General features: G+C 40.4%; 28 protein-coding genes and 2 tRNA genes. 25 read left to right on the forward strand and 5 right to left on the reverse strand.

The window, feature by feature from the left end; translation table 11 throughout:
• The first annotated feature begins 129 nt into the window (after nucleotides 1-129).
• The 4 genes from pdhA to CSQ79_RS24590 all read left to right on the forward strand — a co-directional run bounded on the left by pdhA (nucleotide 130) and on the right by CSQ79_RS24590 (nucleotide 3,672).
• The gene (gene pdhA / locus CSQ79_RS24575) at nucleotides 130-1,161 is read left to right on the forward strand and encodes a pyruvate dehydrogenase (acetyl-transferring) E1 component subunit alpha (protein ID WP_099703746.1); all 1,032 of its coding nucleotides are present in this window, start codon (nucleotides 130-132) and stop codon (nucleotides 1,159-1,161) included.
• Nucleotides 1,162-1,300: 139 nt separating this feature from the next.
• Complete coding sequence (locus tag CSQ79_RS24580) at nucleotides 1,301-2,173, forward strand: aldose epimerase family protein (protein ID WP_099703747.1); 873 nt, start codon at nucleotides 1,301-1,303, stop codon at nucleotides 2,171-2,173.
• Nucleotides 2,174-2,290: 117 nt separating this feature from the next.
• A tRNA-Lys gene (locus CSQ79_RS24585) sits at nucleotides 2,291-2,362 on the forward strand.
• Nucleotides 2,363-2,508: 146 nt separating this feature from the next.
• A complete protein-coding gene (locus tag CSQ79_RS24590) occupies nucleotides 2,509-3,672 on the forward strand; it encodes a tyrosine-type recombinase/integrase (RefSeq protein WP_099703748.1) in 1,164 nt (387 codons plus the stop codon).
• A gap of 297 nt (nucleotides 3,673-3,969) precedes the next feature.
• Here CSQ79_RS24590 and CSQ79_RS24600 read toward each other — a convergent pair whose 3' ends face one another.
• Entirely contained in the window at nucleotides 3,970-4,188 is a 219-nt protein-coding gene (locus tag CSQ79_RS24600; RefSeq protein ID WP_099703750.1) for a hypothetical protein, read from the reverse strand.
• Between the two features lie 31 nt (nucleotides 4,189-4,219).
• Here CSQ79_RS24600 and CSQ79_RS24605 point away from each other — a divergent pair, with 31 nt between their 5' ends.
• The 20 genes from CSQ79_RS24605 to fba all read left to right on the forward strand — a co-directional run bounded on the left by CSQ79_RS24605 (nucleotide 4,220) and on the right by fba (nucleotide 19,209).
• Entirely contained in the window at nucleotides 4,220-4,414 is a 195-nt protein-coding gene (locus CSQ79_RS24605; RefSeq protein ID WP_099703751.1) for a hypothetical protein, read from the forward strand.
• A gap of 98 nt (nucleotides 4,415-4,512) precedes the next feature.
• A complete protein-coding gene (locus CSQ79_RS24610; RefSeq protein WP_143755499.1) occupies nucleotides 4,513-5,187 on the forward strand; it encodes a hypothetical protein in 675 nt (224 codons plus the stop codon).
• Between the two features lie 11 nt (nucleotides 5,188-5,198).
• A complete protein-coding gene (locus CSQ79_RS24615) occupies nucleotides 5,199-5,726 on the forward strand; it encodes a hypothetical protein (protein WP_099703753.1) in 528 nt (175 codons plus the stop codon).
• A 168-nt stretch (nucleotides 5,727-5,894) separates the two neighbouring features.
• Nucleotides 5,895-7,880 carry a hypothetical protein gene (locus tag CSQ79_RS24625; protein WP_099703755.1) on the forward strand — a complete coding sequence of 662 codons (1,986 nt, stop codon included), beginning with the start codon at nucleotides 5,895-5,897 and terminating at the stop codon, nucleotides 7,878-7,880.
• Nucleotides 7,877-8,794, forward strand: a complete 918-nt coding sequence (locus CSQ79_RS24630) for a hypothetical protein (RefSeq protein WP_099703756.1) — start codon at nucleotides 7,877-7,879, stop codon at nucleotides 8,792-8,794. Before CSQ79_RS24625 ends, CSQ79_RS24630 begins: the two co-directional genes overlap by 4 nt.
• Nucleotides 8,795-8,798: 4 nt before the next feature.
• Nucleotides 8,799-9,485: a hypothetical protein gene (locus tag CSQ79_RS24635; RefSeq protein ID WP_143755500.1), complete on the forward strand. Its 687-nt coding sequence runs from the start codon at nucleotides 8,799-8,801 to the stop codon at nucleotides 9,483-9,485.
• Between the two features lie 126 nt (nucleotides 9,486-9,611).
• The gene (locus CSQ79_RS24640) at nucleotides 9,612-10,142 is read left to right on the forward strand and encodes a peroxiredoxin family protein (RefSeq protein ID WP_099703758.1); all 531 of its coding nucleotides are present in this window, start codon (nucleotides 9,612-9,614) and stop codon (nucleotides 10,140-10,142) included.
• Between the two features lie 7 nt (nucleotides 10,143-10,149).
• Nucleotides 10,150-10,806, forward strand: a complete 657-nt coding sequence (locus CSQ79_RS24645; protein ID WP_099703759.1) for a hypothetical protein — start codon at nucleotides 10,150-10,152, stop codon at nucleotides 10,804-10,806.
• Between the two features lie 5 nt (nucleotides 10,807-10,811).
• Complete coding sequence (locus CSQ79_RS24650) at nucleotides 10,812-11,102, forward strand: hypothetical protein (protein ID WP_099703760.1); 291 nt, start codon at nucleotides 10,812-10,814, stop codon at nucleotides 11,100-11,102.
• 26 nt (nucleotides 11,103-11,128) lie between these two features.
• Complete coding sequence (locus tag CSQ79_RS24655; RefSeq protein ID WP_099703761.1) at nucleotides 11,129-11,572, forward strand: hypothetical protein; 444 nt, start codon at nucleotides 11,129-11,131, stop codon at nucleotides 11,570-11,572.
• Nucleotides 11,573-11,575: 3 nt separating this feature from the next.
• Nucleotides 11,576-12,019: a hypothetical protein gene (locus tag CSQ79_RS24660; protein ID WP_099703762.1), complete on the forward strand. Its 444-nt coding sequence runs from the start codon at nucleotides 11,576-11,578 to the stop codon at nucleotides 12,017-12,019.
• Nucleotides 12,020-12,619, forward strand: a complete 600-nt coding sequence (locus CSQ79_RS24665) for a hypothetical protein (RefSeq protein WP_099703763.1) — start codon at nucleotides 12,020-12,022, stop codon at nucleotides 12,617-12,619. It begins immediately after the preceding gene.
• A gap of 96 nt (nucleotides 12,620-12,715) precedes the next feature.
• Nucleotides 12,716-12,994 (forward strand): hypothetical protein, encoded by a 279-nt coding sequence (locus tag CSQ79_RS24670; RefSeq protein WP_143755501.1) that lies wholly within the window; start codon nucleotides 12,716-12,718, stop codon nucleotides 12,992-12,994.
• Nucleotides 12,994-13,494, forward strand: a complete 501-nt coding sequence (locus tag CSQ79_RS24675; protein WP_099703765.1) for a hypothetical protein — start codon at nucleotides 12,994-12,996, stop codon at nucleotides 13,492-13,494. Before CSQ79_RS24670 ends, CSQ79_RS24675 begins: the two co-directional genes overlap by 1 nt.
• Before the next feature lie 99 nt (nucleotides 13,495-13,593).
• On the forward strand, nucleotides 13,594-13,884 hold the full coding sequence (locus CSQ79_RS24680; RefSeq protein WP_099703766.1) for a hypothetical protein: 291 nt from the start codon (nucleotides 13,594-13,596) through the stop codon (nucleotides 13,882-13,884).
• 2 nt (nucleotides 13,885-13,886) lie between these two features.
• Entirely contained in the window at nucleotides 13,887-14,180 is a 294-nt protein-coding gene (locus CSQ79_RS24685) for a hypothetical protein (protein WP_099703767.1), read from the forward strand.
• Nucleotides 14,170-14,571, forward strand: coding sequence for a hypothetical protein (locus CSQ79_RS24690; protein WP_099703768.1), 402 nt, complete (start codon nucleotides 14,170-14,172; stop codon nucleotides 14,569-14,571). The genes CSQ79_RS24685 and CSQ79_RS24690 overlap by 11 nt, the downstream gene beginning before the upstream one ends.
• Nucleotides 14,572-14,591: 20 nt before the next feature.
• Nucleotides 14,592-17,138: an AAA family ATPase gene (locus CSQ79_RS24695; protein ID WP_099703769.1), complete on the forward strand. Its 2,547-nt coding sequence runs from the start codon at nucleotides 14,592-14,594 to the stop codon at nucleotides 17,136-17,138.
• A 676-nt stretch (nucleotides 17,139-17,814) separates the two neighbouring features.
• Nucleotides 17,815-17,882: transfer RNA gene (locus tag CSQ79_RS27200), tRNA-Lys, on the forward strand.
• Between the two features lie 247 nt (nucleotides 17,883-18,129).
• On the forward strand, nucleotides 18,130-19,209 hold the full coding sequence (fba, locus tag CSQ79_RS24705; protein WP_099703771.1) for a class II fructose-bisphosphate aldolase: 1,080 nt from the start codon (nucleotides 18,130-18,132) through the stop codon (nucleotides 19,207-19,209).
• Nucleotides 19,210-19,390: 181 nt separating this feature from the next.
• Here fba and CSQ79_RS24710 read toward each other — a convergent pair whose 3' ends face one another.
• The 3 genes from CSQ79_RS24710 to glyS form a co-directional block, all read right to left on the reverse strand.
• Entirely contained in the window at nucleotides 19,391-19,816 is a 426-nt protein-coding gene (locus CSQ79_RS24710) for a sulfocyanin-like copper-binding protein (RefSeq protein ID WP_099703772.1), read from the reverse strand.
• A 111-nt stretch (nucleotides 19,817-19,927) separates the two neighbouring features.
• On the reverse strand, nucleotides 19,928-20,740 hold the full coding sequence (locus CSQ79_RS24715; protein WP_099703773.1) for a carbon-nitrogen hydrolase family protein: 813 nt from the start codon (nucleotides 20,738-20,740) through the stop codon (nucleotides 19,928-19,930).
• Between the two features lie 162 nt (nucleotides 20,741-20,902).
• The gene (gene glyS, locus CSQ79_RS24720) at nucleotides 20,903-23,041 is read right to left on the reverse strand and encodes a glycine--tRNA ligase subunit beta (protein ID WP_099703774.1); all 2,139 of its coding nucleotides are present in this window, start codon (nucleotides 23,039-23,041) and stop codon (nucleotides 20,903-20,905) included.
• Between the two features lie 341 nt (nucleotides 23,042-23,382).
• On the opposite strand from glyS, the gene aspS reads away from it, so the two are divergent.
• Nucleotides 23,383-25,194 (forward strand): aspartate--tRNA ligase, encoded by a 1,812-nt coding sequence (gene aspS / locus CSQ79_RS24725; RefSeq protein WP_099703806.1) that lies wholly within the window; start codon nucleotides 23,383-23,385, stop codon nucleotides 25,192-25,194.
• Between the two features lie 75 nt (nucleotides 25,195-25,269).
• Here the strand turns inward: aspS and CSQ79_RS24730 are convergent, their stop codons facing one another.
• The gene (locus CSQ79_RS24730) at nucleotides 25,270-26,193 is read right to left on the reverse strand and encodes an S-layer homology domain-containing protein (RefSeq protein ID WP_099703775.1); all 924 of its coding nucleotides are present in this window, start codon (nucleotides 26,191-26,193) and stop codon (nucleotides 25,270-25,272) included.
• Nucleotides 26,194-26,391 lie beyond the last annotated feature (198 nt).

The following is a 26,391-nucleotide window of genomic DNA, read 5'->3' on the forward strand; positions in this document are numbered from 1 at the left end:
TGCAATCATAATAACTTGTGAGCTTTATCCGCGACAGGAATTTGCCCCACAATAGTCAAAGTTATCTAACCTAAGATACTAGACAGTTTATAACTATCTTTAATATTACTACGAGGATACTACACAGCGATGGTGCAAGAACGAACATTACCCACTTTTTCTGCTGCTTCGACTCAACTGAGCAAATCAGAAGGACTGCGGCTGTATGAAGACATGATTTTGGGGCGCTACTTTGAAGACAAATGCGCGGAAATGTACTACCGAGGCAAAATGTTTGGCTTTGTCCATCTTTATAACGGACAAGAGGCGGTTTCAACTGGGGTGATTCAAGCGATGCGCCCTGGTGAGGATTACGTTTGTAGCACGTATCGCGATCACGTTCATGCATTAAGTGCTGGAGTACCTGCTAAACAAGTTATGGCAGAGTTGTTCGGCAAAGCAACTGGCTGTAGCAAAGGTCGTGGTGGTTCAATGCATATGTTCTCCGAAGAGCATCGTCTCCTTGGTGGTTATGCGTTTGTTGCTGAAGGAATTCCTGTTGCGACGGGTGCAGCGTTTCAATCGAAATATCGTCGCGAAATGATGGGCGATGAAAGTGCGGATCAAGTAACGGCTTGCTTTTTTGGCGATGGTGCTTGTAATAACGGTCAATTTTTTGAATGCCTCAATATGGCAGCATTGTGGAAACTGCCGATTCTTTATGTTGTAGAAAATAACAAATGGGCGATCGGCATGGCACACGAACGCGCTACCTCGCAGCCAGAGATCTATAAGAAAGCGAGCGTATTTGGTATGGCGGGTGTTGAAGTTGATGGCATGGATGTTTTAGCAGTACGCCAAGTTGCTCAAGAAGCTGTGGCGCGGGCAAGAGCAGGGGAAGGTCCTACACTCATTGAAGCTTTGACGTATCGTTTTCGCGGTCACTCTTTGGCTGATCCTGATGAGTTACGCAGTAAAGATGAAAAAGAATTTTGGTTTGCCCGCGATCCCATCAAGAAACTTGCGGCATATCTAACTGAGCAAGATTTGGCATCTCAGGAAGAGTTGAAACAAATTGAACTAAAAATTCAACAAGAAATTGACGAAGCGGTGAAGTTCGCAGAAAGTAGCCCAGAGCCAGATCCAAATGAGTTGTATCGGTATATCTTTGCAGAAGATTAATCAACTGTAATGGGCAACACATTTATCACACATTCATCGGTAGGGCAATAGCTAATAGGTAATATAATGCTCCAACTACCAATTACCGATTACCAGTCTTGAATTTATATTGATTTTCACCCAGTTACTGAGAATTACAGTGTTTGCGATCGCCTCTTCTCAACAACAATACAAAACCTACACTCTCACCGACAAAGCCGCTGATTCTCTTGCAGAAGTTGTCCCAGAACGCGGTGGGATCGTCACTCGTTGGTCAATTCAAGGTCAAGAAATTCTCTACTTGGATGCGGAACGGTTTGCAAATCCGCAACTGAGTGTGCGCGGCGGGATTCCAATCTTATTTCCAATTTGCGGGAACTTACCAGACAACACTTATATCTACAACGGGCAACAGTACACGTTAAAACAACACGGCTTTGCCCGCGATTTACCTTGGGAAGTTACCGAGCAGGTAACGCAAGAACAAGCTAGTATAACTCTGAGTTTAGAGAGCAATGATACAACTCGTGCAGTTTATCCGTTTGATTTTCAATTGGCGTTTACGTATCAGCTAGTCGGGAATAAATTAGCGATCGCCCAATGCATTACGAATCACTCTACAGTTGCTATGCCCTTTTCAATAGGACTGCATCCTTATTTTCTAGTACATGATAAAACGCAGTTACAGTTCACTATCCCCGCGACTGCATATCAAGATCAGCGTACCAAAACGAATCACTCTTTCACTGGTAATTTTGATTTTGAGCAAGATGAGATTGATGCTGCGTTTCGACCACTCAATGCAGCAACGGCAAGTGTTCGCGATGCTAATCGAGGCTTACAGTTGCAGATGAGTTGGAACGATACGTACTATAAAACATTCGTTTTTTGGACGCAGAAGGGCAAAGATTTTTACTGTGTTGAACCGTGGACTGCGCCACGCAATGCACTCAACACAGGAACTGACTTAATTTCCTTAGAACCTGGCGCGAGTTTGAATACTTTGGTAAACATGGAAGTCATTTTTTTATAAAATTCCCACACAAACTTGGAATTTATGTGGTATCTTAGGAAAGTTGCCAAAAAACATCAGGCATCTATCTTGTAAAGTTTGCTCAACGGAGGAAGCCTCCGCACGCAACTTTCCACTGGGTCGCTAACTCAACGGTAGAGTACTCGGCTTTTAACCGATTAGCTGCGGGTTCGAATCCCGCGCGACCCATGACTATTTATGGCTGGAACCAACGATTTTAAACGGTTCCAGCCATTTTTATATGCTAAAAACACTAGTAGAGTAACCATTGACTTTGGATAAAACTTGTATAAAACTTGTATAAGCTTACTAGAATAACCTTTTAGTTATACAACATGGCTCAATTAGCATTTACAGGTAAGGAAAGAATCGGACGCGTCACGATTGAGCGATTTAAAGACTACATCCGTTTACGTTGGACTTATAAAGGTAAAACTCACTGTATAACCATCGGTAGCGACTGTAGAGCCTCGATACAGGCTGCTAGAGCTAAGGCGGGTAGGATTAACGACGATCTCACCTTTGATCGCTTTGATAGCACCTTAGCAGCCTACAAAGCTGAAAAATCACCTGCGCTATCAATAGTTAATAAGTCATCTCCAGTCACTCACACTTCAATAAGGGAAATTTGGAATTTATTTTTAGATGACAAACTTCCGCAATGTAAGCAAAAAACACAAGATGAATATCGCAACTTTACTAGAATTTTTGACAAGGTAGGTAAATCATTATCTATCGATCCTATTGCTACTAAAAAAGCGTTGCTTGATTGTACGACTCAAGATCAAGCAAGGCGATCGCTACAATATTTATCAGCCGCGTGTAAATGGGGAATCAAACGACAATTAATTCAGTTTGATCCGTTTGATGGTTTGGCAGCTGAAATGCCTAAGCGTAAATCCTACACAGATCCACAACCAGATGCATTTACAGATGATGAGAGAGATCGAGTAATCGAGGCATTCAAAACAGATACACGCCCAGGAATAAACTACAGACATTACGCTCCTATTGTTGAATTCTGGTTTTTTACTGGATGCCGTCCAAGCGAAGCGATCGGCTTAAAATGGAATTGTGTTTCTGATGATTGCAGCAAAATTACTTTTATCGGCTCGATTCAAACTGTTAGGGGTAGGCAAGTATGGGTAGAAGGCTCTAAGAATAATAAGACTAGAACTATTGCAGTAAGTCGCAAGGTTCAATCCTTACTTTTATCAATTAAACCTGAAATTGATAATCCAGATAGCTATGTGTTTCCTTCGCCTAAAGGTAAAGCGATCAACTATCCTAATTTTCTATCTAAAATTTGGGGAAAAATAGTAGATCCGATTAAACCTAATACCACGCCATACAATTGTAGAGATACTTTTATTACTAATCAATTATTAAATGGTGTGGCTACTTCTGTAATCGCAAAATGGTGTGATACATCTACTCAAATGATTGATAAAAATTATGCAGATAAACTCAAGCTTTCACAGTTGCGTCCTGTGGACTAGCAATAGTATCTAGTTTGATTCATCAATAATCCTTGTGTCACCCGCACAAGGATTTTTTATGCGCTATCTCCTTAAGCTTCTTTATCCGCTTTTCCCAATTCCGGCATAATCTCCAGCCATAAGTTACTTGGTAGTAAATCAAGCTTGCAGCCTTACGCTTTGATTTCCAATCTGTTTTGGTCCACTGCTGTAAGTGTGGCAAGCTCTTAGCAATATCTGCTGAATAAGCACTCTTACACGGCTGGTGACTTAACCAGTTGCACAATTCCTCTAATTCTTTAATATCGTTGTCTTTTATCATTTCCCTTCATATTGCTCAAGCATTAGTAATGCCGTAATCCCTGGCTTACGATTGTGCAAGATATCCTGCTTCGCACAAGAAGCAGCCAGTACCAGATCCAGATCGCAATTCATACAGATATCCTTGCCTGGATACTCTTTCTTGAGAAAAGCGATTGCGCTTTCATCATCTGTATGAATTGCCTTGCCACAGCGATCGCAGTTAATTGATTGCATAGCCTATCTCTATCTCCATCTAAATTTTAAAATGAAAAAACAGCAAGCATACACAACAATCTGGATAGCGATCGCCTTCTCACTAGCCTGCAAAGAGCTAGCGCGTCGTACCGGAGTTCATGCGATGGACTGGCATAAAGAACTGCAGCATCGAGCGTTAAAAAAAATCAATCGTTTTTCGGATGGAGAGCTAGCAAGATATATCAAAGAGAATTTTGAGGAATAGGCGATCGCATATTTCAACTAAATCGAATATCTTAGATCAAGCTCAAAAGTTATTGCTCTATGCCAATTAGCAGTGTTAATCGTGTCCGATCTGTTGTCGTGCCATTACAATTTGATACCTTCGATAGGATTATTCCTATTTATAGAAGTAGCGAATTATCTATAGGTAGTGAATTAATTCCAGGTCATACAATTGTCAACTACAACTGCTTTTTTAAAAACCTCAAAGCTTTTGCCGAAATTATCAGCTTACCAGAAGCTAATTTACCTGATTTTGAATTAGAGGATAGCGAGACAGATAAACTTTACAAAGTTCTAGATATTGAGTGGAAATCAGCCAGAAAACAAATGACTGTGTATATATCGCCTACATCCAACACTCTTAACTGGGTAAAAGTAGGTAGCGTATCAATGCTAAATCCTTCAGGATATCCTTATCGCATTTACAACTTGCTAGATATGTTTACAGATAATCTTGCACTGGAGTTAGGAGAAAATAGCGCAATAGGGGTAGGAATAGATAATGTGGGGCATGGTTTACTGGGCACTTCTGACAAAGTAACAATTCATGGATCTTACGTAGAGGAAATATTTGTTCAATACACTGAACCACAGCCAATTATCAATCTGACAATTCCAGAACGGCAACCAATTATCAATGTTAACTTTGCTAGTAATCCAATTAGTAATGGAGGTGGAAATACTGGCAATCAGCAGCAATCTACAATTGATAACACTAGTTTGATTGACAATAGCTTTTTAATAGCCAATTAGCAAGGTAAATTATGTCTTACGATTTTGAGCATTTAAAAGTTCCCGTATTTACTGGAGTTAACGATAATCCAATCGAACCAACCGCAAATAAAGCTGGTAACGGTTCGCATTTAATAAAAACTATCAATGATTTAATTGATGAGACTACTGGTAGTTTAAATGAGTTGCAAAGCTTTATTCCTAGTGGTGATGCTCAATCATCAAATAACTGGAAAGTAATTAATGCTGATGTGGGGAATTATTATGCACAAGCAGGAGATAAAGTAGTAATTGTTTCTACAGGGGTTGACAATAATCTATCTTTTTATTTACCTAATCATGATAATCGCCCAATAGGTGCCGCAATATCTTTAATTAAAACATCTGATAGCGACATCGTAGAGATTGCTTATAACGGCAAATTTTGCAATGATTACCCAGCCAATTTATATCTTGCTGACAGATATAAATTGGCTACAGTTATTTGGTCGGGAGATGATTACGGCTGGATTCCTAACGATAGATTCAATACTATTTCAGAAATTTACAATGCTTCTTAATAATCCATTTAGTAATCAAATTTATGAAAACGATCCAGACGGTTTTCTAATGCCTTACAAGCTAGTCGGTAAAACTGATTTAGAAGTAATGAAGCATAAATATATGCGATTACGTAAAGCTTCTTATGGATACATTGTGCGATTGGGAATAGCTGAGAAAAAAAGATAATGGTTGTTCAAAGACTTGCTAAAAGATTAGCTTTTAATGAGATTGATAAAAGAATAAATCAACAAGGTAGGCGTAACGATATTATGCGTGGTTTAGTGCCTATTGGCGATACTGGCTTTTATCGTAGTTCATTAGAGCCAGTTAGCCCGTTTGATTGTGCTAGATACCCTGATAGTCCTTATTGTGGCGGTTTTCCAATATCACCATTTGCTTTTGAATTGCAACCCGTTATTTACAGAGATAATTGCAATATTGGGATTAGATTAAATCAGACTGTAGGTTTTATTAAATTTCCACCACTAGCAATTGTTTATCGATATCCAGATTGCAGACAACCTGCTAAATCTCTACCTTTTCCTTCCGATGGTAGTAATTATGAAGAATCTTTAGATATTCCTTTCATAACTGAACCTCATTTTTTATTTGTATATAATGACAAATTAATTAGTCAGCAGGAAATCTTTAGGAAAGAAACTAACGAATTGTTAATATATGACGAAAGTTCGGAGACGAACTTAATTAGCTTTGATTTTCCTTTGCAAACAACAGAAACAGTAACCGAAATAGGAGGTACTACTGCGCGTGTTCTTGGATATTTAAAGTTTTTTACAAAATCAAGAGTAAGAATGAATCGTGCTTGGAAAGAAACTATTTGGTTTAGCACAACAAACGAGCAGTGGATTGCGTCAGGATACAATTTAGAGGAGGACGGAGGTGTTCTAGCAAAAGGACAACGCGAAATTACTTATAGAATTCTTGAGTCTACTAGACAAGAATATCATAGTGGTTGGTACTCACAGCCAAATGAAGCTAAATATCAACTTCGGGATGCAAAAAACTATCAAATAACAACTATTTATGACGGTGAGACAGATTATATAAAAGATTTTGATTTACGTCATTATACTGTAGTAGCTAGAACAACTTTAGGGCAAACTCCCACTAAAAATAATCCACCGCCACCAATTGATAAAGAGAAGGATGAAGAAGATATGGCGTGTTGCCCCGAGCATACAGCTTTACTTAGTAGATTAATTAAAAGAGTAGAGGAACTATCTAAAAAATTAGAAGAGGAATCTGAAGAACCAACCTCATTAGAAGCAATTACAGAAAAGATAGATAAGTTATCAGAAATTATTGGAGTCGATGAATTTCCGGCATCTTTACCACAATCACTAATTAGTAAAGATGAAGGATTTATAGGTAACTTAATTCCCAACCCTAATAAAGAAATTGCTAACCTAACACAATTTTTAGCTTGGTATGTCGAACGTTTTGATGAAATTATGGGGCAGTGGGAAATACCTATCGAGATTAAAGATAGCGATCCAAGTACTCCAGGAGATCAGTCAAAAATGATGCGATTGCCTAATATAGCTGAAACAATGGCTGAGATGGTAATGCTATTAATGCAGATTAGTATTTCTAGTGAATTAAATACCAATATATCTACTCGTATAATGGTAGATTCTGGGCAGGATAAGAAACAAAATTTTATTACTTATAAATCAGTTGAAGCAATCATTGATTATCTGGGTTTCGATACTAAAAACAAACAGGTAAATCTACCAATGATGTTTACCCCAGAAAAAGAAAAGTTTGAGGAGATATTGCAAGAATCAGATATTCCAGTTTCTGTAGCAGAATGCAGCGAAAAGCTAAATCTGCAAGCTGATTTAATGAGATTTAGGGAAGCATCGGGAATCATTAAAGCAATTCACTTTAGAAAAGTAGATCCTAACAGTGATATTAAATTTCAAATCATGGAGCGGCTGTTGGATTTGAGCGGGTTGCTAGATGATACAAAACCGGAGACAGAATCAGAAGCAGATTTTGACGCCTTCTTAAACTCGGTAGAGCAAGGATTCACAAACATTGCTGGAGTAGGCGACCCATCTAAACCATATGGTAGAGATTACGAAAATCGACCTCGAATTAGGCGAATTAAAAAGGTAAATCCCAATGAGGACATTACAGAGCAATGAGCCTAGTTATCAGACTTGCAGACTTAGCCTCAAGGACAGAGCGGCAATATGCTACTGGTGCTGAAGGGATTAGAAGGTTTGCTAATAGTGGCATGGTATCGCGTCAAGGTAGAGATGGAGGCGATGCGACCTTTTGGGATGGATTAGCTAGGTTTGGGGCTAGTTTGTTTGCGGCTCTAACTTGGCAGCCACCTTGGGCTTCAATGTTCTCTCTCACTAATTTGTGGTCAAAAGCTGTCGCAACATACCAATTTTTATTTAACTTTAATTGGAACGCTACAGATGACCAACTTGATCAGCAAATTAAACAAGCTGAATTAGCTGTTGCTGCAGCCGAAGGAGGCGCTAGAGGCGCTTTTGTCGGTTATCTGGTTTGTGGAGTTGCCCCAACTGCTGCGATCGCAGTCTTTAATGAACCACTAGCGCTTTATGTCCTCAAAAACTTAGGAGAAGAAGCAGCTGAAGAGATGGCAGCAAGAATTGGGGCGTTAATACAACTGCAGATTAGAAAAACAGCCATAACAGCATTTATTAATATATTTAAAAATAATCGTGCCTTAATTCGTAGTGCAGCGCTTGGCTTTACTAAACTCTTACAGATTGCTGGCGTACCAATAGATGATGAGGCAATTAATAAAGCAAATGAACAGCGCGACCAACCGTGGTCAATTGCAACAGCAATGGAAGATACAATTGATCGCATTGAAGACCCAGCACAGAGGATTAGAGTAGAGGAATTCTGGGAAGAGTTCGGGGAAGCTTGCATTGAAGCTGGGTATATTGTCGCTGGTAGTACTGATAGCTGGATCGCTCAACAACGGGTTGTTAATAATCCACCAGAAGACATTGATGAAGACATAATTATCATTAACCCTAGTGGGGCAATTGGGGCATCTGGTAGTACGGGAGAATAATGTGATGAGCGATTTAGTTTATTTAAGAGGTACGCAAAAAGAATTACGTCCTGTCATTATTGCGATGATGGCAACTTATCAGTTGCTGCAGGGTAAAGATGTTGGCTCAATTTATGGTTATCCCTCAGAGCAAATCCAAGCTAGAAGAAGATTTAAGCCAAGGATATTTCTGTATTTTGAGCAAAGAAACACGCTTAACGCAGCTAACTTTAAGCCTAAAAGGGGTGAAATATCATTCCGAATTATGGATGAGGAGTATTCAACTATAACTAATGGTGAGTTAACTAGGCTAGCAACTAACATCAAAACTCAGTTTGGCGCTAATGGCGGCTACGAGTGGAATAAAGGTAAAACAATGTATGCCTACACTGACTGGGATAAAGGCTATCAATTCCAGATGCTATGCAGATCTAGCACTCAGGCTAGAGAGTTAGTTACTAAAGTATTAGCGATCCAAAATCACTCGCCAGAATGGGGAAAATTAGCTAAGTCAGAAGCTGAAGACGAAACCGCAGCTTATCCAGATATTCCAGGACAGCATCGAGTCTTAGGGGAGATGGTAGATAAACCACAAAGACGACCAAGAGTAGAAGTTTGTTTTACCTACGCTTATGCTGAGATTTGGGGCAAGCCAAATCCAGTAATTCTGTACGATCCATTGGGTAAAAAAGGGAATGCTTTAATCACTTGAAACTACACTCAAATTTTTCCGATAGGCTAGCCTATCGTATAGACACTGACCTTGCTTTTGAAACTGGACGATCGCCTTCTTACTTGCCTACGATTGACGCAAGTAGAGTAAGAGTGAAACAGAAGGATGCCGATACTTTCAGATGGATCTCAAAAGTTAAAAGGTGCAACAGAAGAGCCTCTAAAGATAAGCGATAAAGCAATTGGATTTAGGCGCTTAGCTCAAGATGGAAATGAGGTTGCGCTATCAGATTTTACGGGGAAGCCTGTTATTTTAATTGGAGTAGGCGATATTAGAAATCCTATTGCTAAGGAGTTTCTAAATAAACTCAAGCCAGTCATCAGCGAAGCTAAAGCTAATGGGGTGCAAACAATTGTTAGTACAACCAGTTATTACAAAACTAATAAAGAGATAGCGGATGCTAACGGGTTTGATTTCCCCTTGCTTGATGACGAGTCTTTTTATGAAATTTCCGGCACTTATGGTCAACAAATGTGGCGGGGAGAAACCTTAATAGGAATTGAATTTCCGATTTATATATTAGATGCGAAACACACAATCGTTAGCATGGTTAGCACTAACACTTTAGTTGATTTTGAAATCACACCAGAATTAACAGCAGCAATTGATCGAGTTAGCACTAAAGTACAAGCGTAGGTAAATTATGGGTTCTCAGTCTAAGTACAAGAGTAAAGATTTAGTCTATGTCAACATCAAGATTCCAGATCCTGAAGGTGGAGATGGAGCGGTAGGCTTAAAGTACGGTTTTTTTACGAATATTCCGGCTGGGAATAGAAGCGATTTAGGTCAGGTTGCAATTCCACCAACTGATTATGCCGATCCGCCTACAGCTTTAATTATTGGGGCATCATTTCCTAAACCAAGACGCGCTTCTAGAAGAGAGACACAAAGATTTACTTCTTCTTTTGTAGGTGTAGATAAGATAGCTTCAGCTAAAGTTGCTGGGTATCGAATCGGAAAAACAAAAGCGCGTAGTAAATTAAAAGTTGCTGGTAGCGGTTCATATTTTGTTGAAACCGTATATGTAACAATTCGTGGCATTAAATATGGGTGGAATATTCCCAAAGTTTCCAAGGCTCATATCGGAGGTGATGCAGCAGCATTAGGAATTAGAAATGCGGCTGCTAGCGATCGCGATGAGTTATGTTTCGGGGCTAATTTCCCTAAACCTCCAAGAGCGAATAAATCAGCTACGGTTAGTAACGAAGTTCAGACTTACTCTACTTTTTACGACCCTAGTACCGAAAGCTTACCTAGTGGTTGGCAACCTTCTGGTGGCGGGGTTTATTCCATCTTGTAATTGATATGCATAACCCAGGTGAACGCTTAATTATCCTTCCAGGTGATATTGAATTTGAACAAACTCTTGCAACGCCACCTCCAGATTGGCGGCAGATAGCAAATAAAACTAATGGAAGCTACGCTTTTATTGCCGATGCTGAATCTGGGTTATTGCGTACTGTTGACGGTAGGGGATGTCAAGAATATTTGCTAGGGGGTGAATACATCCAAAGACTTGAATCTTTATATGAAGATGAAGACGATTATTTGGGTGAAGATTTAGAGGGAGTAGAAGAACTCTACATTGATTGGTAGTTTAGTTTAAATACGTTTGAGATTGAGTGAATTATTCTAATGTAAGTTTTTGGCAAAAAGTTTATGAGCAAAGCTTCGGAGATAGAACGCTACAGGCTTACTCTAAAACACATATTCCTTTGCCTAATTTCTCAATTAATTACAGATTTAATCACAAAACAATTGCTATTAAAACAACTTCTTTTAATGCAAAATCAACGTGGCGGCGTGGTGTTTATGTCTACCAAGTTTTAAGCGTTGGTAGTTTGCGATCTTTAGTAGGAAAAATTCATTCAACTTTATTAGGGAAAACAAACCTACTTGTATTTGACGAAGATTCTTCTGATTATTATATAGAAATTTCAATTCCTAAATGGTTTTTAGATATTACTGTTGAGATTTGGGTACTAAAGGAATTTAGCCCAGAAAGTTTATTATTATCTACTCAATTAGGCTTACCTGAAAAAACTTTATTTTTAACACTTTTGTAAAGTATGGCTAATATCAAGGCTATTGATGCAAATAGTGCATTAATTGAAGTTGCAGCAGATGGTGATGGATCTGCTGCAAATCCTTTTGTTACTTATCACAAGATAATCGAATCTGCACTACCAGTTAACGCAGCTACAAATGAAGCTATTTATACAGTGCGAGACCGACTACCTATAGCTGCAGTTAATTCTAATGTTAATGCGATCGCGGCTGCAACTGCATCTATTCAATTACTCGCTAGCAATGCTAATCGATTAGGAGCTATTTTTTATAATTTCAGTACCAGTAAACTTTATCTCAAATTGGGTATGAATGCTTCAACTACAAGCTTTACTGTACTACTGAATTCAGAAGATTATTATGAATTGCCTTTTAGGTACGTAGGCGTTATACACGGCATTTGGGAGCAACAAACAGGCAATCTTTTAGTTACGGAGCTTACTTAAATGCCACTAGTGAAAGCACCAATTAGGGAATCTGGATCAAATTTTCTCAATTACGATCAAAATACTGCACCTATTAATCCAGTTCGTGGTGCTATTTGGAAAGAACGCGATAGCAATAATGATTTAATTCAAGAGTGGTTTTGGAATGGTACTTACTGGCTAAGTACAAAAGTCTATTTAGCTGAAAGTTCTTCCTTTACTTCAAGCGCAGCGTCTACACAATTGCCTCTTTTTTGTGATTTCAATAACGATATTTTTATTGAGAGTGTTTTTGTTTCTGGTAGAAATGCCGGAGCGGGTACTTCTCCAAGTATTACTAATTATAGGACTTTTATTTTTTACATTATCAATAATAACGGGACAACTCCAGAGGTTACACGAGTTGATTCGAGAAATAACTCAAGTGTACAAACTCATTCAACAGTAGGATTAGCTAAAAAGAATGTAAATTATTATATCAGTCGTCCTTTTGATTACGCAGCATATTCTGCAATAACACCTTTATCTGTTGGACTTGTTGTTACAGTTACCACTGCAGGAACACCACCAGCAATGAATTATATGACTTTCAGTGCAAACTATCGGATAGCAAGAAGATAAAATAGAAATACTTCTTTTATTCATCATAATCACTGAGGGAATTTAAAAATATTTTGGGCACTATTTAGTTAATAAATTTAATTTTGTTTTTGATAAATGAACGATCAAAAATTCTTATGTCCTGCGACTTGCCCTAATAGGATGACTCGATTAAGCAAAGGATATTGCTTTCTCTTTTCTATTTCAATTACTGCATTACTTGCTTGGCAATCAGTAGATCTTCAATACACAAAAGGTAATGGACTAGAACTCAAAACTAGAGATGTGCCTTTAGCTTTATTACTCCCATCAATGCTTTTAATCGCAGGGGCATTAGGAATAAATACAGACCCAATTGCTCAAAAACTTGGCGCTGCACTTACTGATAAACGATAATGAATCCAACCATTGAATTTCACTTACCTTTACCTTTAGCTAGTACTAAAGCACTTGCTAAAGGTTTTTTATTGCTGAAATCCGATTTCAGCAAAGCGGGTCTTAGATTGCAAGCTACAAGCGGTTGTTCTGGATTTCAACATTCTGGTTCCTGGAAATTTAAAGGCCGAGGGCCATTACCTCCCAGTGCTGCAATTGAACCCATAACTTGGAGCGTATCGACTCAAAGATTGTGGCTCCCCCATGTGCGAGGTGTGGAGGGAAGCTTTTATGCGATCGCACCATTTAGCGTACCTGTAGATGAGAAGGTATCTAGGGGCGATTTTGGCATTCACTTTGATGCAAATGTGCCTGGATCGGCGGGTTGTATCGTGATTCCTTTACAAGATCACTGGGATGTATTTAGGAAATGGGCTGCAGATCTTGCACATCAAAAAATACAACAAGTGCCTTTAAGCGTCACTTATACTTCTCCTTTAATTTCAAAACAAGCTGTATAAAAACAAGATTTTAAAGTTTAACTTCAAAATATAAGTATTACCACGGATGATTTTTCTCGGGGGGGGGTAAAATCATCCTTGTTTAGTTTTGGAGCCGAAATGCCAATAATTTACTGGCAAGATCTTCCAGGTAATAAATACTTAAAAAAATTGGAACCAGCAATGCTTAATTGCAGCGAATGCACTCGCAGGCAAATCATTCGCCCAATTGGTAAGAAGCGATTTGAAGATAGACAGACTGTTTATGTTACCTACGATCGCTCGTATGTAGTTAGCAAAATAGCTATTGAGATACTGCAATCGTTAGAGATTAAATCATTGACTGAATTATTGAAATTAATGATTGCAGTTTGGCGTGAATATGAACGGGGAAAGAGTAAAGCAAGTTAGCTATGGATTTTACACAATTGGATCTTGAGCATAAGAAAAGATTACTTATGCAATCGATGTGCTTGAGCAGTGCTATTCAAAACTTGGCAAATTCTACAGGAATAGAATGTGATGTGATAGTTTCGGGAATTTGGCTAGAAACAATTGCCAAGTTTCAAAAGTTAAACGAGGCTCAAATTCAAGATTTGATTGCACATATTGAGACTCAAAGCAGTTTTGCACAAACTTTATCGACTCCTGTAGTGGTGACAGGACAAATATTTGATCCAGAGGAACTTCAAGACTATGGAAATTAAAACAGTTTACTATTCAACAGTAGTTAATTTAGGTAACTACAACAATGAGAAAATCGGATTTAAAGCTGATGTAAGTGAAGGAGAGACAGTAGAGCAGGTTATTGAAGCACTAAGAAATAAAATTAAAAAGTGCGGACATCCTAATCTAGAAAAGCTTTATAAGGAACTGCGCGATCGCACATGGGACCTAGAACAATTAAATAACAAGATTGAGAAAGCCACTAATCAATGGAATTCAACAGCCGAATTCTTAAGAACACAGGGCATAAAACCAGATCTTGTAGATCTGCCTGTATTTACGCGTTTATTGCCTGAAGCTAAATCAGAAACGATTGTCACTGGTGATGATGTTGAATTTGTTGATGAAGACAATGATGAGGCTGAATTTTAGCTTGTTTGTAAGGATTCTACATGGCTTTCGATATTCGAGATTTCATTGATTCAAAAGGACGCGATCGCGGCAATATTCACATAGCGTGTCCTAACTGTCAGGATGCATCTACAAAAAATCCTGCACTCAGTATCAATCTAGAAACTGGAGCGTATCACTGCTTTAAATGTGAAGGTGAAAAAAATGGCGAAATAAAATTGGCACTGGGATATTCAAAGGATAAGATAGTGCCAACTGGGTACAGTAAAGTCTCCGAGGTTACAGTAACGCCAACTGATGTTCTCTCCTATCACACAAAGCTGATTAATGAATCCCGATTAGGTAAGCAATGGTTACTTGATCGGGGTTTTTCTTTGGAGATGATCGAATACTTCAAGCTTGGCATCAGGCGGATCAAGCGCTTATATCAATTGTGGTATGCCATTATTATTCCAATACCCGCCGATCAACTGGGTACGCGATACTTTCAAAAATTAAGGATTCAGCCGTGGGCCAACGATGACGATCGCCCTAGTGGATTAAAGGCGTGGGACCAAAAGGGTATTAGCGCTATGGTGTGGCTGACCTATAACCCTCCAGATGCAACGGAGACTTATTTATGTGAGGGAGAATGGGATGCAATGATGCTTGGATGGTTAGCACGGCAAGCTAACGCCAAAATTGCGATCGCCACTTTTACTTGTGGCTGTGATACTGTCCCTCCTCAATCTGAGCTTGATAAATTACCAGGACAGGTGACAATCTTTTACGACCGTAACGATAAACCGAATAGTAAGACGGGGGAGCTACCAGGTGAAAAGGGAGCGCTCAAGGTTGCAGGGCAATTACAAAATCGCGGGTTTGTTGCAGCTGTGCCGTGCAATTCGTATTACGAAGATCGTCAAGGATGGGATGTATCGGATGCAATTAACGCCGGATTTAAATTTGATGATTTTGTGGCGGCGGGGAAAATAGCAACGCAACCTACACTCCTACCGAAAGAAAACCCGTTACGCGATCGCTTAGTTTCTAATGCCGAATTAATGGCACGCGCTCCAGATTATATTGACTGGTTAGTACCGGATATGCTACCGGCGAATGAGTTGTTTGTACTGGCTGCAAGTCCACGGGCTGGGAAATCGCTAATGGCGATGCTACTTGCAAAGTGTATTGCAACGGGTGAAAACTTCTTAGGGCGTGTCGTTACTCAAGGTGCTGTACTTTATGTAAACCTTGAGGATTCTGAAGCGAAGATCAAGCAGCGTGAACTTGCGCAAGAGTGGAGTACAGATGTACCTATTTACTGGCTCGATCGCTTTAAATTATCTGAAACTGCTCATTTAAGAGAATTGGCTGAAGAGTTAGATGTCAGGCTGATCATCTTGGATACTTTAAGTCGTATCCGTGATGATGGTAGCCAGGAGACATCAGCAGAGATATCGCGGTATCTGGAACCATTGCAGGATATGGCGATGCAATTACGGCTATCGGTGTTGCTAGTTCATCACACTACTAAAATCACGATTGAGAACGCAGGTAGTACGAATGTATTCGACACCATTCGCGGGAGTAGTGCAATTCGTGGTGTGTGTCGTGGATCTTGGGTGCTGGCTGCTAGCGATCGCACTTATCGATTGTGTGTAGAGCATGGTTTTGGCGAGAAGCAAGATTTAGAGGTATTGCTTGACGGGGAAACTTTGACATGGAAAGCAGTAAGACCTTGGAATCCTAAATCAAGTAGCACGCAAGTAGAACAGATTTTGGAGTATCTCAAAAAGGCTAAGAAAGCCACAATCCCTGAGGTTGCTAGCGTGCTTAATTTGAATCCTAATTATGTAACTACTGCTTTGTGGCGGTTGCAGATGGAAAAGCAGGTTTACAAAATTCCAGGTAAGAAATATTACCCTGCTACGTACTACTATGCAATGTCAACAAGCAGCCTTAATGACCTATCAATTACCTATCAAAAAAATGGCTTGATAGGTAATGAAAAACCCTGTGCTGAGGGAGATACAGCCAATAATCGCCATAACCTATCAAGCGGTGATACTTTTGACGGTACAAAGTACAAAAAAAATCCTGATGATACACAAAATGCAAGTGATACTGAGATATTTGATCAACTTTCTTCAATAGCTGAAAAGCTTACCAATGAAGCTATTGAAGCTAAAATGAATACTCAATCAATAGATAAATTTCTCAGTATTGATTCCAGCAAGAGTAGCAATCTTGCTGTACCTGCTGAAGAAAAAGGTATCAGTTTAGAAGGGGGCAGTGATCACTTGATACCCAAAACTGATACCTTTTTGCTTGATGACAATAGAGAAACTAATGAGAATTTAGGAAATTCTATTGCAACTATTGATGGTAAGACTGAACACATACCACGCAGGAAAACACGCAAGTTGCAAGTAGGCGATCGCTGCAAGTGGATAGGCTTACCTGGAGCTATGGCAGTTGTTTGCAAAGGTAGGACGCTAGAAGTATTGGAGTTGAGGTATCAAGGCTTAGAAGCACGCATTAAAGCGCCTAATTGGGCGTGTGACTACTGGGTAGCTAGCAGTGATTTAAGGCAAGTTAAGCAATGAGATCAAAGCAAGAAAAACATACCAACTATTTGCTTGTTTTAGCAGTAGCAGACGCTTACGAGATCGCGATCGACGCTTGTAAAAACGACAGAGAGAATTTAGAGAAGCTTTTAAGATTGCGAATTAAAGCAGATTCCGCAATTGAAGCAAGGCTTGAGTATCTAAAAAAAAAATGTGCTTATTGCAAAAATGATACTTTTTTGTGAGAATAGCCTACCGCGTATATTGATAGGTGATATGTAATCATGCTCTAATCTTTACACTGTAAGGTTTCTAGTTACCTATCAAATTACCTATCAAATCAGATTGATAGGTAATAAGGTATCAGAATTAGGGGTTTACAGCCTAATTCTGATACCTTCTCTCTCAATAAGTATTGCTTGTTGAGAGAATGATACCCGTGCTTATTGGCTAAAGTATCAGCCTTGTTGCAAGTAGAATATTGGTCTATGCATATTCAGGGTAATAAATATATATATTGTAATAAAAATTAATAAAGTATGTCATAGAGGGTATATCTAAGTACCGCTTGTATATAATCCGTATATTCTACTTTTACGATTTTTAGCACTCGCATTGATATTTAGTAAGCATGGCAAGCAAAGCGATTCAACACGCATCTAGCTACAAACTTGTATAAAAATTGTATAAATAAATTGTATAAAGCTTGAAATGTCTATAGATAGGCAATCTCGCACTCGGCTTTTAACCGATTAGTTCCGGGTTCGAATCCCGGGCGACCCATATCAAATTTTTAATGACAAAGAGTAAGAGAACAGCTTAATCAACCGCGATGCACTAATTGCTGGATTATATTGAGTTAGCCTCATCCGTTCTTCACAATTTATAGCTCCGCACAGCGGTAAACACGAATTAAAAAGTATTCTCTGAATATAATTGCTTATAAGTTGAAAATTATCTTAAGATTAGCGTAAGAATTACGCTTGTTTTAAGACGACTAGCTGACTATCAAAATTTAGGAGGACTATCTATGGCGCTCGTACCAATGCGGCTGCTGTTGGACCACGCGGCTGAAAACGGTTACGGCATTCCAGCTTTCAACGTGAACAACATGGAGCAGATCCAGGCAATTATGCAGGCTGCTAAAGAAACAGATAGCCCCGTGATCTTACAAGCTTCTCGTGGCGCACGTAAATATGCTGGTGAAAACTTCTTGCGTCACTTGATTCTAGCAGCAGTAGAAACTTATCCTTACATTCCCATTGCCATGCACCAGGATCATGGTAATGAGCCAGCCACTTGCTACTCTGCAATGAAAAATGGCTTTACCAGCGTTATGATGGACGGTTCGCTGGAAGCAGATGCTAAAACTCCTGCAAGCTATGAGTATAACGTCAATGTTACCCGTGAAGTTGTGAAAGTCGCTCACGCGATCGGTGTCAGCGTTGAAGGCGAACTCGGTTGCTTGGGTTCCTTAGAAACTGGTATGGGTGAAGCTGAAGATGGTCATGGTTTCGAGGGTAAACTAGACCACTCTCAACTGTTAACTGATCCTGACCAAGCTGTTGATTTTGTTGAGCAAACTCAAGTTGATGCTTTGGCAGTAGCGATCGGTACTAGCCACGGTGCTTACAAGTTTACTCGCAAACCTACTGGGGAGATTTTAGCAATCAGCCGCATTGAAGAAATTCACCGTCGCCTACCAAATACTCACTTGGTAATGCATGGTTCTTCTTCAGTACCTGAAGATTTGCTAGAACTGATTAATAAGTACGGCGGTGCGATTCCTGAAACCTACGGTGTACCTGTAGAAGAAATTCAAAAAGGTATCAAGAGTGGTGTGCGTAAGGTAAACATCGACACCGATAACCGTTTGGCAATTACCGCAGCAGTACGCGAAGCTTTGGCAGCAAATGCTAAGGAATTTGACCCCCGTCACTTCCTCAAGCCTTCGATTAAGTATATGCAGAAAGTTTGTGCAGACCGCTATCAACAGTTTGAGGCTGCTGGTCAAGCTAGCAAGATCAAGCAAGTTTCGCAAGATGAGTTTGCAGCAAAATATGCTAAAGGTGAATTAAGTGCTGTAACGAAGAAGACAGTTTCTGTGTAAGAGACTTGATTTTTGGGTCGGGTAGTCTTTGGGCTACCCGTTTTTTTTACGAACCACATTCCCCGCAGGGGTTGCCGTTAGCGTAGCGTCAGCAAAGCGAAGGCGTTAGCCGTTAGCCGAAGGCGCTAGGCTAAGGTACAAAAGTCGCAAAGAATTTCTGCTTTCGAGAATGTGAACTTGATTATTCAACAAAAAGTTCGGCTTTCATTCCGGCTTGAAAGTGTCCTGGAATGTTGCATTCGATGAGGTATCTTCCATGTTCTAGGTTGGTAAGAAGCGTTGCGGTTGCGCCACTAGGGAGATCTTCTGCTTCGATTTCATCGATTTTTTCGCCGACTTTTTTACGATCGAGTCGATTGTCTTTGATAGGCATTTGAGCGAGTGGTAAATCAGTTTTGATGATTTCCATTTCGTGGGGAAGTTGACCTTGGTTGTGGGCAATGAATTCAACTGCTCCAGCTGGTACTGTACTAGGTGATAATTCAATTGCCATCTCAGTTTCGAGAACTTTGACTTGAGTTACTGTTTGAGATGCGATCGCCCAAGGCTCAATACCGCTAATCCAAACAAGTAACAATGTCCCAACCAGCAAGATTCTTCTTAGCATTTTCAACTTAACACCCTCTAAAACATGCTCGATTGCTATCTAAATTCTAGAATCGAATGCGATCGCTCCAACCTTCTTCTCTAATCCCTCGCCCCTCACTCCTCACTCCTCTTAAAGAAACACGCTATGTTGCAGTGATGGCATTTGTCTGCGGACTTGTTCTAAACGTGTTGGGTTAATTTCGGCGATCGCAACTCCTGGTGAATTGCCTGCGTCTGATAAGATTACTCCCCAAGGATCGACGATCATCGCGTGACCATGAGATTGGCGTAAGGCGTAGTGCTGTCCTGTTTGAGCAGGAGCGATAATGTAGCAGGTATTCTCGATGGCTCGTGCTTGGAGTAGCACTTGCCAGTGGTCTTTACCTGTGTATGCAGTAAAGGCAGCGGGAACAAAGAGAATATCCGCACCTTTGAGTGCCATATGGCGGTAAAGTTCGGGAAATCGTACGTCATAGCACACTGAGAGTCCGAGATTACCAAGATCTCTAGAAGAGTAAACTGGCGGGAGTTGATTTCCAGCCATGACTGTACTTGATTCGCGGTAAGTATTGCCGTCGGGTAAGTTGACATCAAATAAGTGGACTTTGTGATAGCGCGAGAGTTCTTGACCGCTAGGATCGATCAGTAGGGCGGTGTTGTAAACTTTTGTGCTGTCTACAGGTACCGGAAACCCGCCCCCAAGGATGGTGACTTGGAAGCGTTGCGCCATTGTTTTGAGGAATTTTTCACTTTTTTGGGCGATCGCACTTGCTTGGGCAATCTTACCTGCTTCTTCTCCCAAGTAAGAAAAGTTTTCTGGCAAGCTTACTAACTTGGCACCTTGACGCACGGCAAGTTCAATTAATTCTTCTGCTTGAACTAAATTTTTCTCTAGGTTAGGCAAGCTTGTCATCTGGATTGCGGCGGCAAGATAAGGCTTCATGGATCGGTAAATTAATAAAAGTTGAGTAGAAGATAAGAGAGGAGCAGGGGAGCAGAAGAGAAATTATTTGTCATCCCCACTTTAGTGAAATAGTATTACATCACATTTGGCATTTTACATTTAATCCTTCTAGTGATTTTAAAAATGTAGTGCTTGTTAAAGCTAGTTTTTGACAATTGCACCAAAATCTGCCAAAACGCGAGCATGATTGCGTAATAGTCCCAATAAATTCAAACGATTTCGCCTAATCTCTGGATCGGAATCCATAACTAAAACACTATCTGCTCCATCAAAAAAACTACTGACTTTTGGAGCAATTTCTGCTAATGCTGTTATCAATTGTTGATAATCACGCGAAGCACGGGCAGCAATTGTTTTTGGTTCGAGTTGTACCAAGGCATCATAAAATGCTTGTTCTGATGATTTTTGAAATAGTGCTTGATTTATCAATTGTGGATGTAGTTCGGTAGTATTTAAATCTCCTTGTGCTGCTAAGCGAGTTGATCGATTCACAGTATCGTAAACTATTTCTAACTCACCATTATTGCGAATTGATTGTAAAAAGAAAGCGCGATCGCGTACGTCTAATAAATCTTGCAATGCTCGCATTTTATAGTCAGCATCATTGTCTCCTACAACGGCATTCACTAAATCATAATCAATCATTTCTTCTTGTAATTGACTGCGCAGGCGTTGGAGAAAAAATTCTTGTAATTGGTGTAGTAGGTTTAACTGCGTTGGATGTGCAGCAACAAAATCTGTTGCTACTTGCTCTAAGAGTTGCTGTAAATTAATTTGTAAATTGGCACTCCAGGTAATGTTAATTATTGCATTAGCGGCACGTCTTAAAGCAAAAGGATCAGATGAACCTGTCGGGATCATTCCTAATCCAAAAATACTGACTAAAGTGTCGAGTCGGTCAGCCAAACCGACGACTTGACCTGTCATTGTCCTTGGTAGGCGATCGCTAGCACTTCTTGGTAAGTAATGCTCAAAAATTGCAGTGGCTACAGCTTCATGTTCGCCACTTGCTAAAGCATACTTTTGCCCCATGACTCCCTGAAGTTCGGGAAACTCATACACTATTTGTGTTACTAAGTCAGCTTTGCATAATAATGCGGCACGTTGAATCAAGTTACTGTTTTCTTTTGATAGCTGTAATTGCGCAGAAATCAGTTCAGCAACTTTGCTGACTCGCGCAACTTTATCGCGAACTGAACCCAATTCTTCTTGAAAAGTAACAGTTTCTAGTTGTGGTAAATAACTTTCTAACGGTCTTGATAAATCAGTTTTATAGAAAAATTGACCATCAGCTAATCGAGCGCGAATGACTCGTGCATTACCCGCTGCAATAATATCTGATTTTGCAGGATCTCCATTAGAAATTGTAATGAAATATGGTAAAAGCTCTTCAAAATTATTATTTTTAAATACAGGAAAATATCGCTGCTGAGTTACCATCACTGTTGTAATGACTTCCGCAGGCAAGTTTAAGAATTCTTCATCAAAATTCCCAACAACGGCACTAGGAAATTCTACTAAATTTGTGACTTCTGTCAGCAAATCAGGATAAATTGGCGTGCTACCATTGACTTTTTGGGCAGCAGCTTGTGTATGTTCTTGAATTTTATTTTGTCGCTGCTGTGGGTTGACTTCAACAAAAGCTCGCTGTAGTATATCTATATAGTTATTAGGGTGGGTAACTATTACCTTTCCTGGAGATAAGACGCGATGTCCAAGACTAAAGCGATCGCTCTTAATCGTCTTTGAACCATTCTCTAACTCCACAGACAATACAGCATCATCAAGTAAAGTTATTAGCCAAACAATCGGTCGTGCAAACCGCAGATCGCCGTCACCCCATCGCATCAGGCGTTTACCTTCTAGCCCTGTAATCCACTGCGGTACTAGTTCTGTCAGTAGTTCAGCAGTAGGTTTTCCAGGAAAACTTTGCTGGATAAAGACAAAATCTCCTTTATCCGTAGCGCGAATTTTTAATGCTTCAAGGGCAACTCCCTGCTTTCTGGCAAATCCCTCAGCAGCCTTCGTTGGTTGTCCGTCTTTAAATGCTGCCTGTGCTGGTGGACCTTTAATTTCTTCTTCACGATCCGGTTGCTGATCAGGTAATCCGTGAATGACAACAGCCAACCGCCGAGGAGTCCCATAAACGTCAATTGAACTCGCAGACAAACTATGTTCCTGCAAACTTTGAGGAATCCGCGATCGCCATTGGTGAATCGCACCGGCAACAAAATCTGCAGGTAATTCCTCTGTGCCAACTTCCAATAAAAAACTAGGCATAAAAAACAAACTACATACATTCCAGTTTCAACAGTTTATCGCGCCACTGGAGGAGCGAGGAACTAGGAGCGAGGAGTAAGGGAAACAAAACAGTTAAATGTCGTCGCAACGAGTGAACTTACAGATAGAGAATAATTAAAGTAGCTGTACTTTAATTTAAGTTACCTTCCCAGCAAGTAATTGCTGATAAAGACAAAACCAAATATTGCGGCTCCCTCACTCCTCGCTCCTTTTCATAGTAGAATGTCAAGATCTGTGCCCGTTTCGACAAACGGATATTAGATAATAAAAACTTGACGATCACCCTACTCAATCCCCAGCAAGATCAACAAACAGCAACTATGCGAACTCACTATTGCGGCGAACTGCGTTCCTCAAGTATTGGAGAAACTGTCACCCTGAATGGCTGGGTAGACCGTCGCCGCGATCACGGAGGCGTGATATTTTTAGATTTACGCGATGCCTTCGGCTCAGGCTCCGCCCTACGCACGGGAGTTGTGCAAATTGTTAGCGATCCGCAACGTACACCAGGATCGTACGCGCAAGCGGACGCACTCCGAAACGAATACGTTGTTCAAATTACCGGAAGAGTCACCCAGCGCCCACCCGAATCGATCAACCCGCGCCTACCTACAGGTGAAATCGAGATTTACGCCGACGAAATTCAACTTCTCAATGCTGTCCACAAACAATTACCCTTTCAAGTCGCCACGGCTGATACAGAGATAGTTCGCGAAGACTTACGGCTGAAGTACCGCTATTTAGACATTCGCACTAGTCGCATGAGTCGTAATTTGCAGTTGCGTCACCAAGTCGTCAAAGCAATCCGGCGTTACTTAGAAGATGAATATAACTTTATTGAAGTTGAAACGCCAATTCTGACGCGTTCTACGCCCGAAGGCGCAAGAGATTACCTTGTTCCTAGTCGCGTGAATCCAAGTGAATGGTTTGCCTTACCGCAGTCACCGCAGTTATTTAAACAATTACTGATGGTGTCGGGTTGCGATCGCTACTATCAAATCGCCCGTTGTTTTCGCGATGAAGACTTACGCGCCGACAGACAACCAGAGTTTACGCAATTAGACATGGAAATGAGTTTCATGTCGCAAGCCGAAATTCTCGAACTGAACGAAGGCTTAGTTTGTCATATCTTCAAAGCCGTTAAAGGCATCGAACTACCACGTCCTTTCCCGCGTTTAACGTGGATGGAGGCGATGGAACGTTACGGTAGTGATAAACCTGATACGCGCTTTGGTTTAGAACTTGTGAATGTTTCTGATTTAGTAAAAGATTCCGGCTTCAAAGTCTTTTCAGGTGCGATCGCATCCGGTGGTACTGTCAAAGTGCTACCGATTCCTCACGGTAACGAAATTATTTCTAATGTCCGGATTAAACCTGGCGGCGATCTCTTCAAAGAAGCTGCGGAAGCAGGTGCTAAAGGTTTAGCTTACATTCGCGTGCGCGATGACGGTGAAATTGACACAATTGGCGCCATTAAAGACAATCTCACTGCTGAACAAAAGCAAGAATTATTGCAACGTACAGGTGCAACAGCAGGGCACTTGTTACTTTTTGGTGCTGGTGATACTGTAACCGTTAATAAAACTTTAGATCGATTGCGACAATTCATTGGACGCGAATTAGGGCTAATTGACCCTGATAAAATTAACTTACTGTGGGTGACAGATTTTCCAATGTTTGAGTGGAACGCTGAAGAAAAGCGTTTAGAAGCACTCCATCACCCATTTACCGCACCGCATCCTGATGATTTACACGATCTTAAAACCGCCCGCGCCCAAGCGTATGATTTGGTATTAAATGGTGTCGAAGTTGGTGGTGGAAGTTTGCGGATTTATCAACGCGAAATTCAAGAACAAGTTTTTACCGCGATTGGGCTTTCGCAAGCGCAAGCACAAAACAAATTTGGCTTTCTTTTAGAAGCGTTTGAGTATGGGACACCACCACATGGCGGAATTGCTTACGGTTTAGATCGTTTAGTAATGTTGCTTGCTGGCGAAGAGTCGATCCGTGATGTGATAGCGTTTCCAAAGACACAACAGGCGCGGTGTTTGTTAACCGATGCACCTTCGAGTGTAGATGATAAGCAATTGAAGGAATTGCAGGTTGTCTCAACGTATAAGCCTAAAGCTTAGTTTGGTAATGGGTAACTGGTAATAAGTAACAAATTGATGCAACTCCAATTACCGATTACCAATTAGCAATTACCGTTACTGATTTTCAGCATTAGGACGACCGACAATATAGTTTGTCGCTTCTACATTCGGAGTTAGTGGCTCAAGTCTACCTAAACGGACTAAGGCTTGATGAATCCATGCGGCTGCGCTGGCGCGGCTTAGTGGTTCGGTAGGATTCAAAACACGTACGCTTGGATAATTAACAACAACATTGGCTTCAGTTGCTCTAGCGACATCTTCTACTGCATTAGGAGGAATTTGTGCAGCATCGGTGTAGTAATTGCTAACAATTTCAGCAGGTGGACGACTAACTGCTGCTTGAGTTTCAGATGGTGTTGTCGTTTCAGGAGGAGTAGCTTGTGCTGGTGCGACTTGACTCACCGCACTAAATACAGGTTGCATCAAAGATGCGATCGCAAATGGAATTGAGCCTCTTCTGGCGCGGCGAGTCGCTGGCGTTGTTTGCCCTGGAGTTGTTTGTGGTGCTGTGGCTGCTGTTTGTGCGGGTACTAAATTCAATCCCCGCATTAGAATAACTAATGCTTCTGCTCGTTCAATTTCCTCTTCAGGTAAAAAATTGTTATTCTCTGTGGCTTGCATAAAGCCTTGTTCGTAAGCTTCTTCAATTGCTGGATTTGCCCAATAACCTTGGGGAACATCATTAAACGTACTCGCACTAGGAATCTCTCTTACTTGTTCGGTACTAAAAGCCTTGCGTACGAGTGCTGCAAATTCATCGCGTTGCACAGCTTGTTCAGGTCTAAATGTACCGTCAGGATAACCAGCAATGATATTTCGTGCTGTTAAAGATTCAATGAAAGGTTGCGCCCAATAATTTTGCGGCACATCAGGAAATGTTGTTTGTGCTGTTGCTGGGGCAATGCTAACCATCGGAGCAACTACGGTTAATCCTAAAGTTAATGAAGCGATATTTTTTACTGAAAATAAACTATGCATTCTGGAAAATGCCCTCCTAATCATAGGATTTCTTAATCTAAAAATAACTTTATTGTTATTAAGTCTGCTCTCTCTCTCTCGATAGAAAGATTTTTATCTTCTTTAAAATATGCTGGAAAAAGAAGTAAGGTTTTTATTTTTATGAGTATTCTTAATTTTTTATTGAACTGTTGTTAGTTTCATCATCACGTAAAAATC

The sequence above is a fragment of the Gloeocapsopsis sp. IPPAS B-1203 genome (genome assembly GCF_002749975.1).
Taxonomy (GTDB): Bacteria; Cyanobacteriota; Cyanobacteriia; order Cyanobacteriales; family Chroococcidiopsidaceae; genus Gloeocapsopsis.

Excerpts from the sequence above, each read along its gene's own strand:
- CSQ79_RS24715 (WP_099703773.1), bottom strand. The coding sequence starts at position 20,740 with ATGAAGCCTTATCTTGCCGCCGCAATCCAGATGACAAGCTTGCCTAAC.
- CSQ79_RS24635 (WP_143755500.1), top strand. The coding sequence starts at position 8,799 with ATGAGCGATTTAGTTTATTTAAGAGGTACGCAAAAAGAATTACGTCCT.
- CSQ79_RS24710 (WP_099703772.1), bottom strand. The coding sequence starts at position 19,816 with ATGCTAAGAAGAATCTTGCTGGTTGGGACATTGTTACTTGTTTGGATT.
- CSQ79_RS24665 (WP_099703763.1), top strand. The coding sequence starts at position 12,020 with ATGCCACTAGTGAAAGCACCAATTAGGGAATCTGGATCAAATTTTCTC.
- CSQ79_RS24680 (WP_099703766.1), top strand. The coding sequence starts at position 13,594 with ATGCCAATAATTTACTGGCAAGATCTTCCAGGTAATAAATACTTAAAA.
- CSQ79_RS24630 (WP_099703756.1), top strand. The coding sequence starts at position 7,877 with ATGAGCCTAGTTATCAGACTTGCAGACTTAGCCTCAAGGACAGAGCGG.
- CSQ79_RS24685 (WP_099703767.1), top strand. The coding sequence starts at position 13,887 with ATGGATTTTACACAATTGGATCTTGAGCATAAGAAAAGATTACTTATG.
- CSQ79_RS24675 (WP_099703765.1), top strand. The coding sequence starts at position 12,994 with ATGAATCCAACCATTGAATTTCACTTACCTTTACCTTTAGCTAGTACT.
- pdhA (WP_099703746.1), top strand. The coding sequence starts at position 130 with ATGGTGCAAGAACGAACATTACCCACTTTTTCTGCTGCTTCGACTCAA.
- CSQ79_RS24645 (WP_099703759.1), top strand. The coding sequence starts at position 10,150 with ATGGGTTCTCAGTCTAAGTACAAGAGTAAAGATTTAGTCTATGTCAAC.
- CSQ79_RS24605 (WP_099703751.1), top strand. The coding sequence starts at position 4,220 with ATGAAAAAACAGCAAGCATACACAACAATCTGGATAGCGATCGCCTTC.
- CSQ79_RS24660 (WP_099703762.1), top strand. The coding sequence starts at position 11,576 with ATGGCTAATATCAAGGCTATTGATGCAAATAGTGCATTAATTGAAGTT.
- CSQ79_RS24650 (WP_099703760.1), top strand. The coding sequence starts at position 10,812 with ATGCATAACCCAGGTGAACGCTTAATTATCCTTCCAGGTGATATTGAA.
- fba (WP_099703771.1), top strand. The coding sequence starts at position 18,130 with ATGGCGCTCGTACCAATGCGGCTGCTGTTGGACCACGCGGCTGAAAAC.
- CSQ79_RS24670 (WP_143755501.1), top strand. The coding sequence starts at position 12,716 with ATGAACGATCAAAAATTCTTATGTCCTGCGACTTGCCCTAATAGGATG.
- CSQ79_RS24730 (WP_099703775.1), bottom strand. The coding sequence starts at position 26,193 with ATGCATAGTTTATTTTCAGTAAAAAATATCGCTTCATTAACTTTAGGA.
- CSQ79_RS24625 (WP_099703755.1), top strand. The coding sequence starts at position 5,895 with ATGGTTGTTCAAAGACTTGCTAAAAGATTAGCTTTTAATGAGATTGAT.
- CSQ79_RS24600 (WP_099703750.1), bottom strand. The coding sequence starts at position 4,188 with ATGCAATCAATTAACTGCGATCGCTGTGGCAAGGCAATTCATACAGAT.
- CSQ79_RS24590 (WP_099703748.1), top strand. The coding sequence starts at position 2,509 with ATGGCTCAATTAGCATTTACAGGTAAGGAAAGAATCGGACGCGTCACG.
- aspS (WP_099703806.1), top strand. The coding sequence starts at position 23,383 with ATGCGAACTCACTATTGCGGCGAACTGCGTTCCTCAAGTATTGGAGAA.
- glyS (WP_099703774.1), bottom strand. The coding sequence starts at position 23,041 with ATGCCTAGTTTTTTATTGGAAGTTGGCACAGAGGAATTACCTGCAGAT.
- CSQ79_RS24615 (WP_099703753.1), top strand. The coding sequence starts at position 5,199 with ATGTCTTACGATTTTGAGCATTTAAAAGTTCCCGTATTTACTGGAGTT.
- CSQ79_RS24640 (WP_099703758.1), top strand. The coding sequence starts at position 9,612 with ATGCCGATACTTTCAGATGGATCTCAAAAGTTAAAAGGTGCAACAGAA.
- CSQ79_RS24690 (WP_099703768.1), top strand. The coding sequence starts at position 14,170 with ATGGAAATTAAAACAGTTTACTATTCAACAGTAGTTAATTTAGGTAAC.
- CSQ79_RS24695 (WP_099703769.1), top strand. The coding sequence starts at position 14,592 with ATGGCTTTCGATATTCGAGATTTCATTGATTCAAAAGGACGCGATCGC.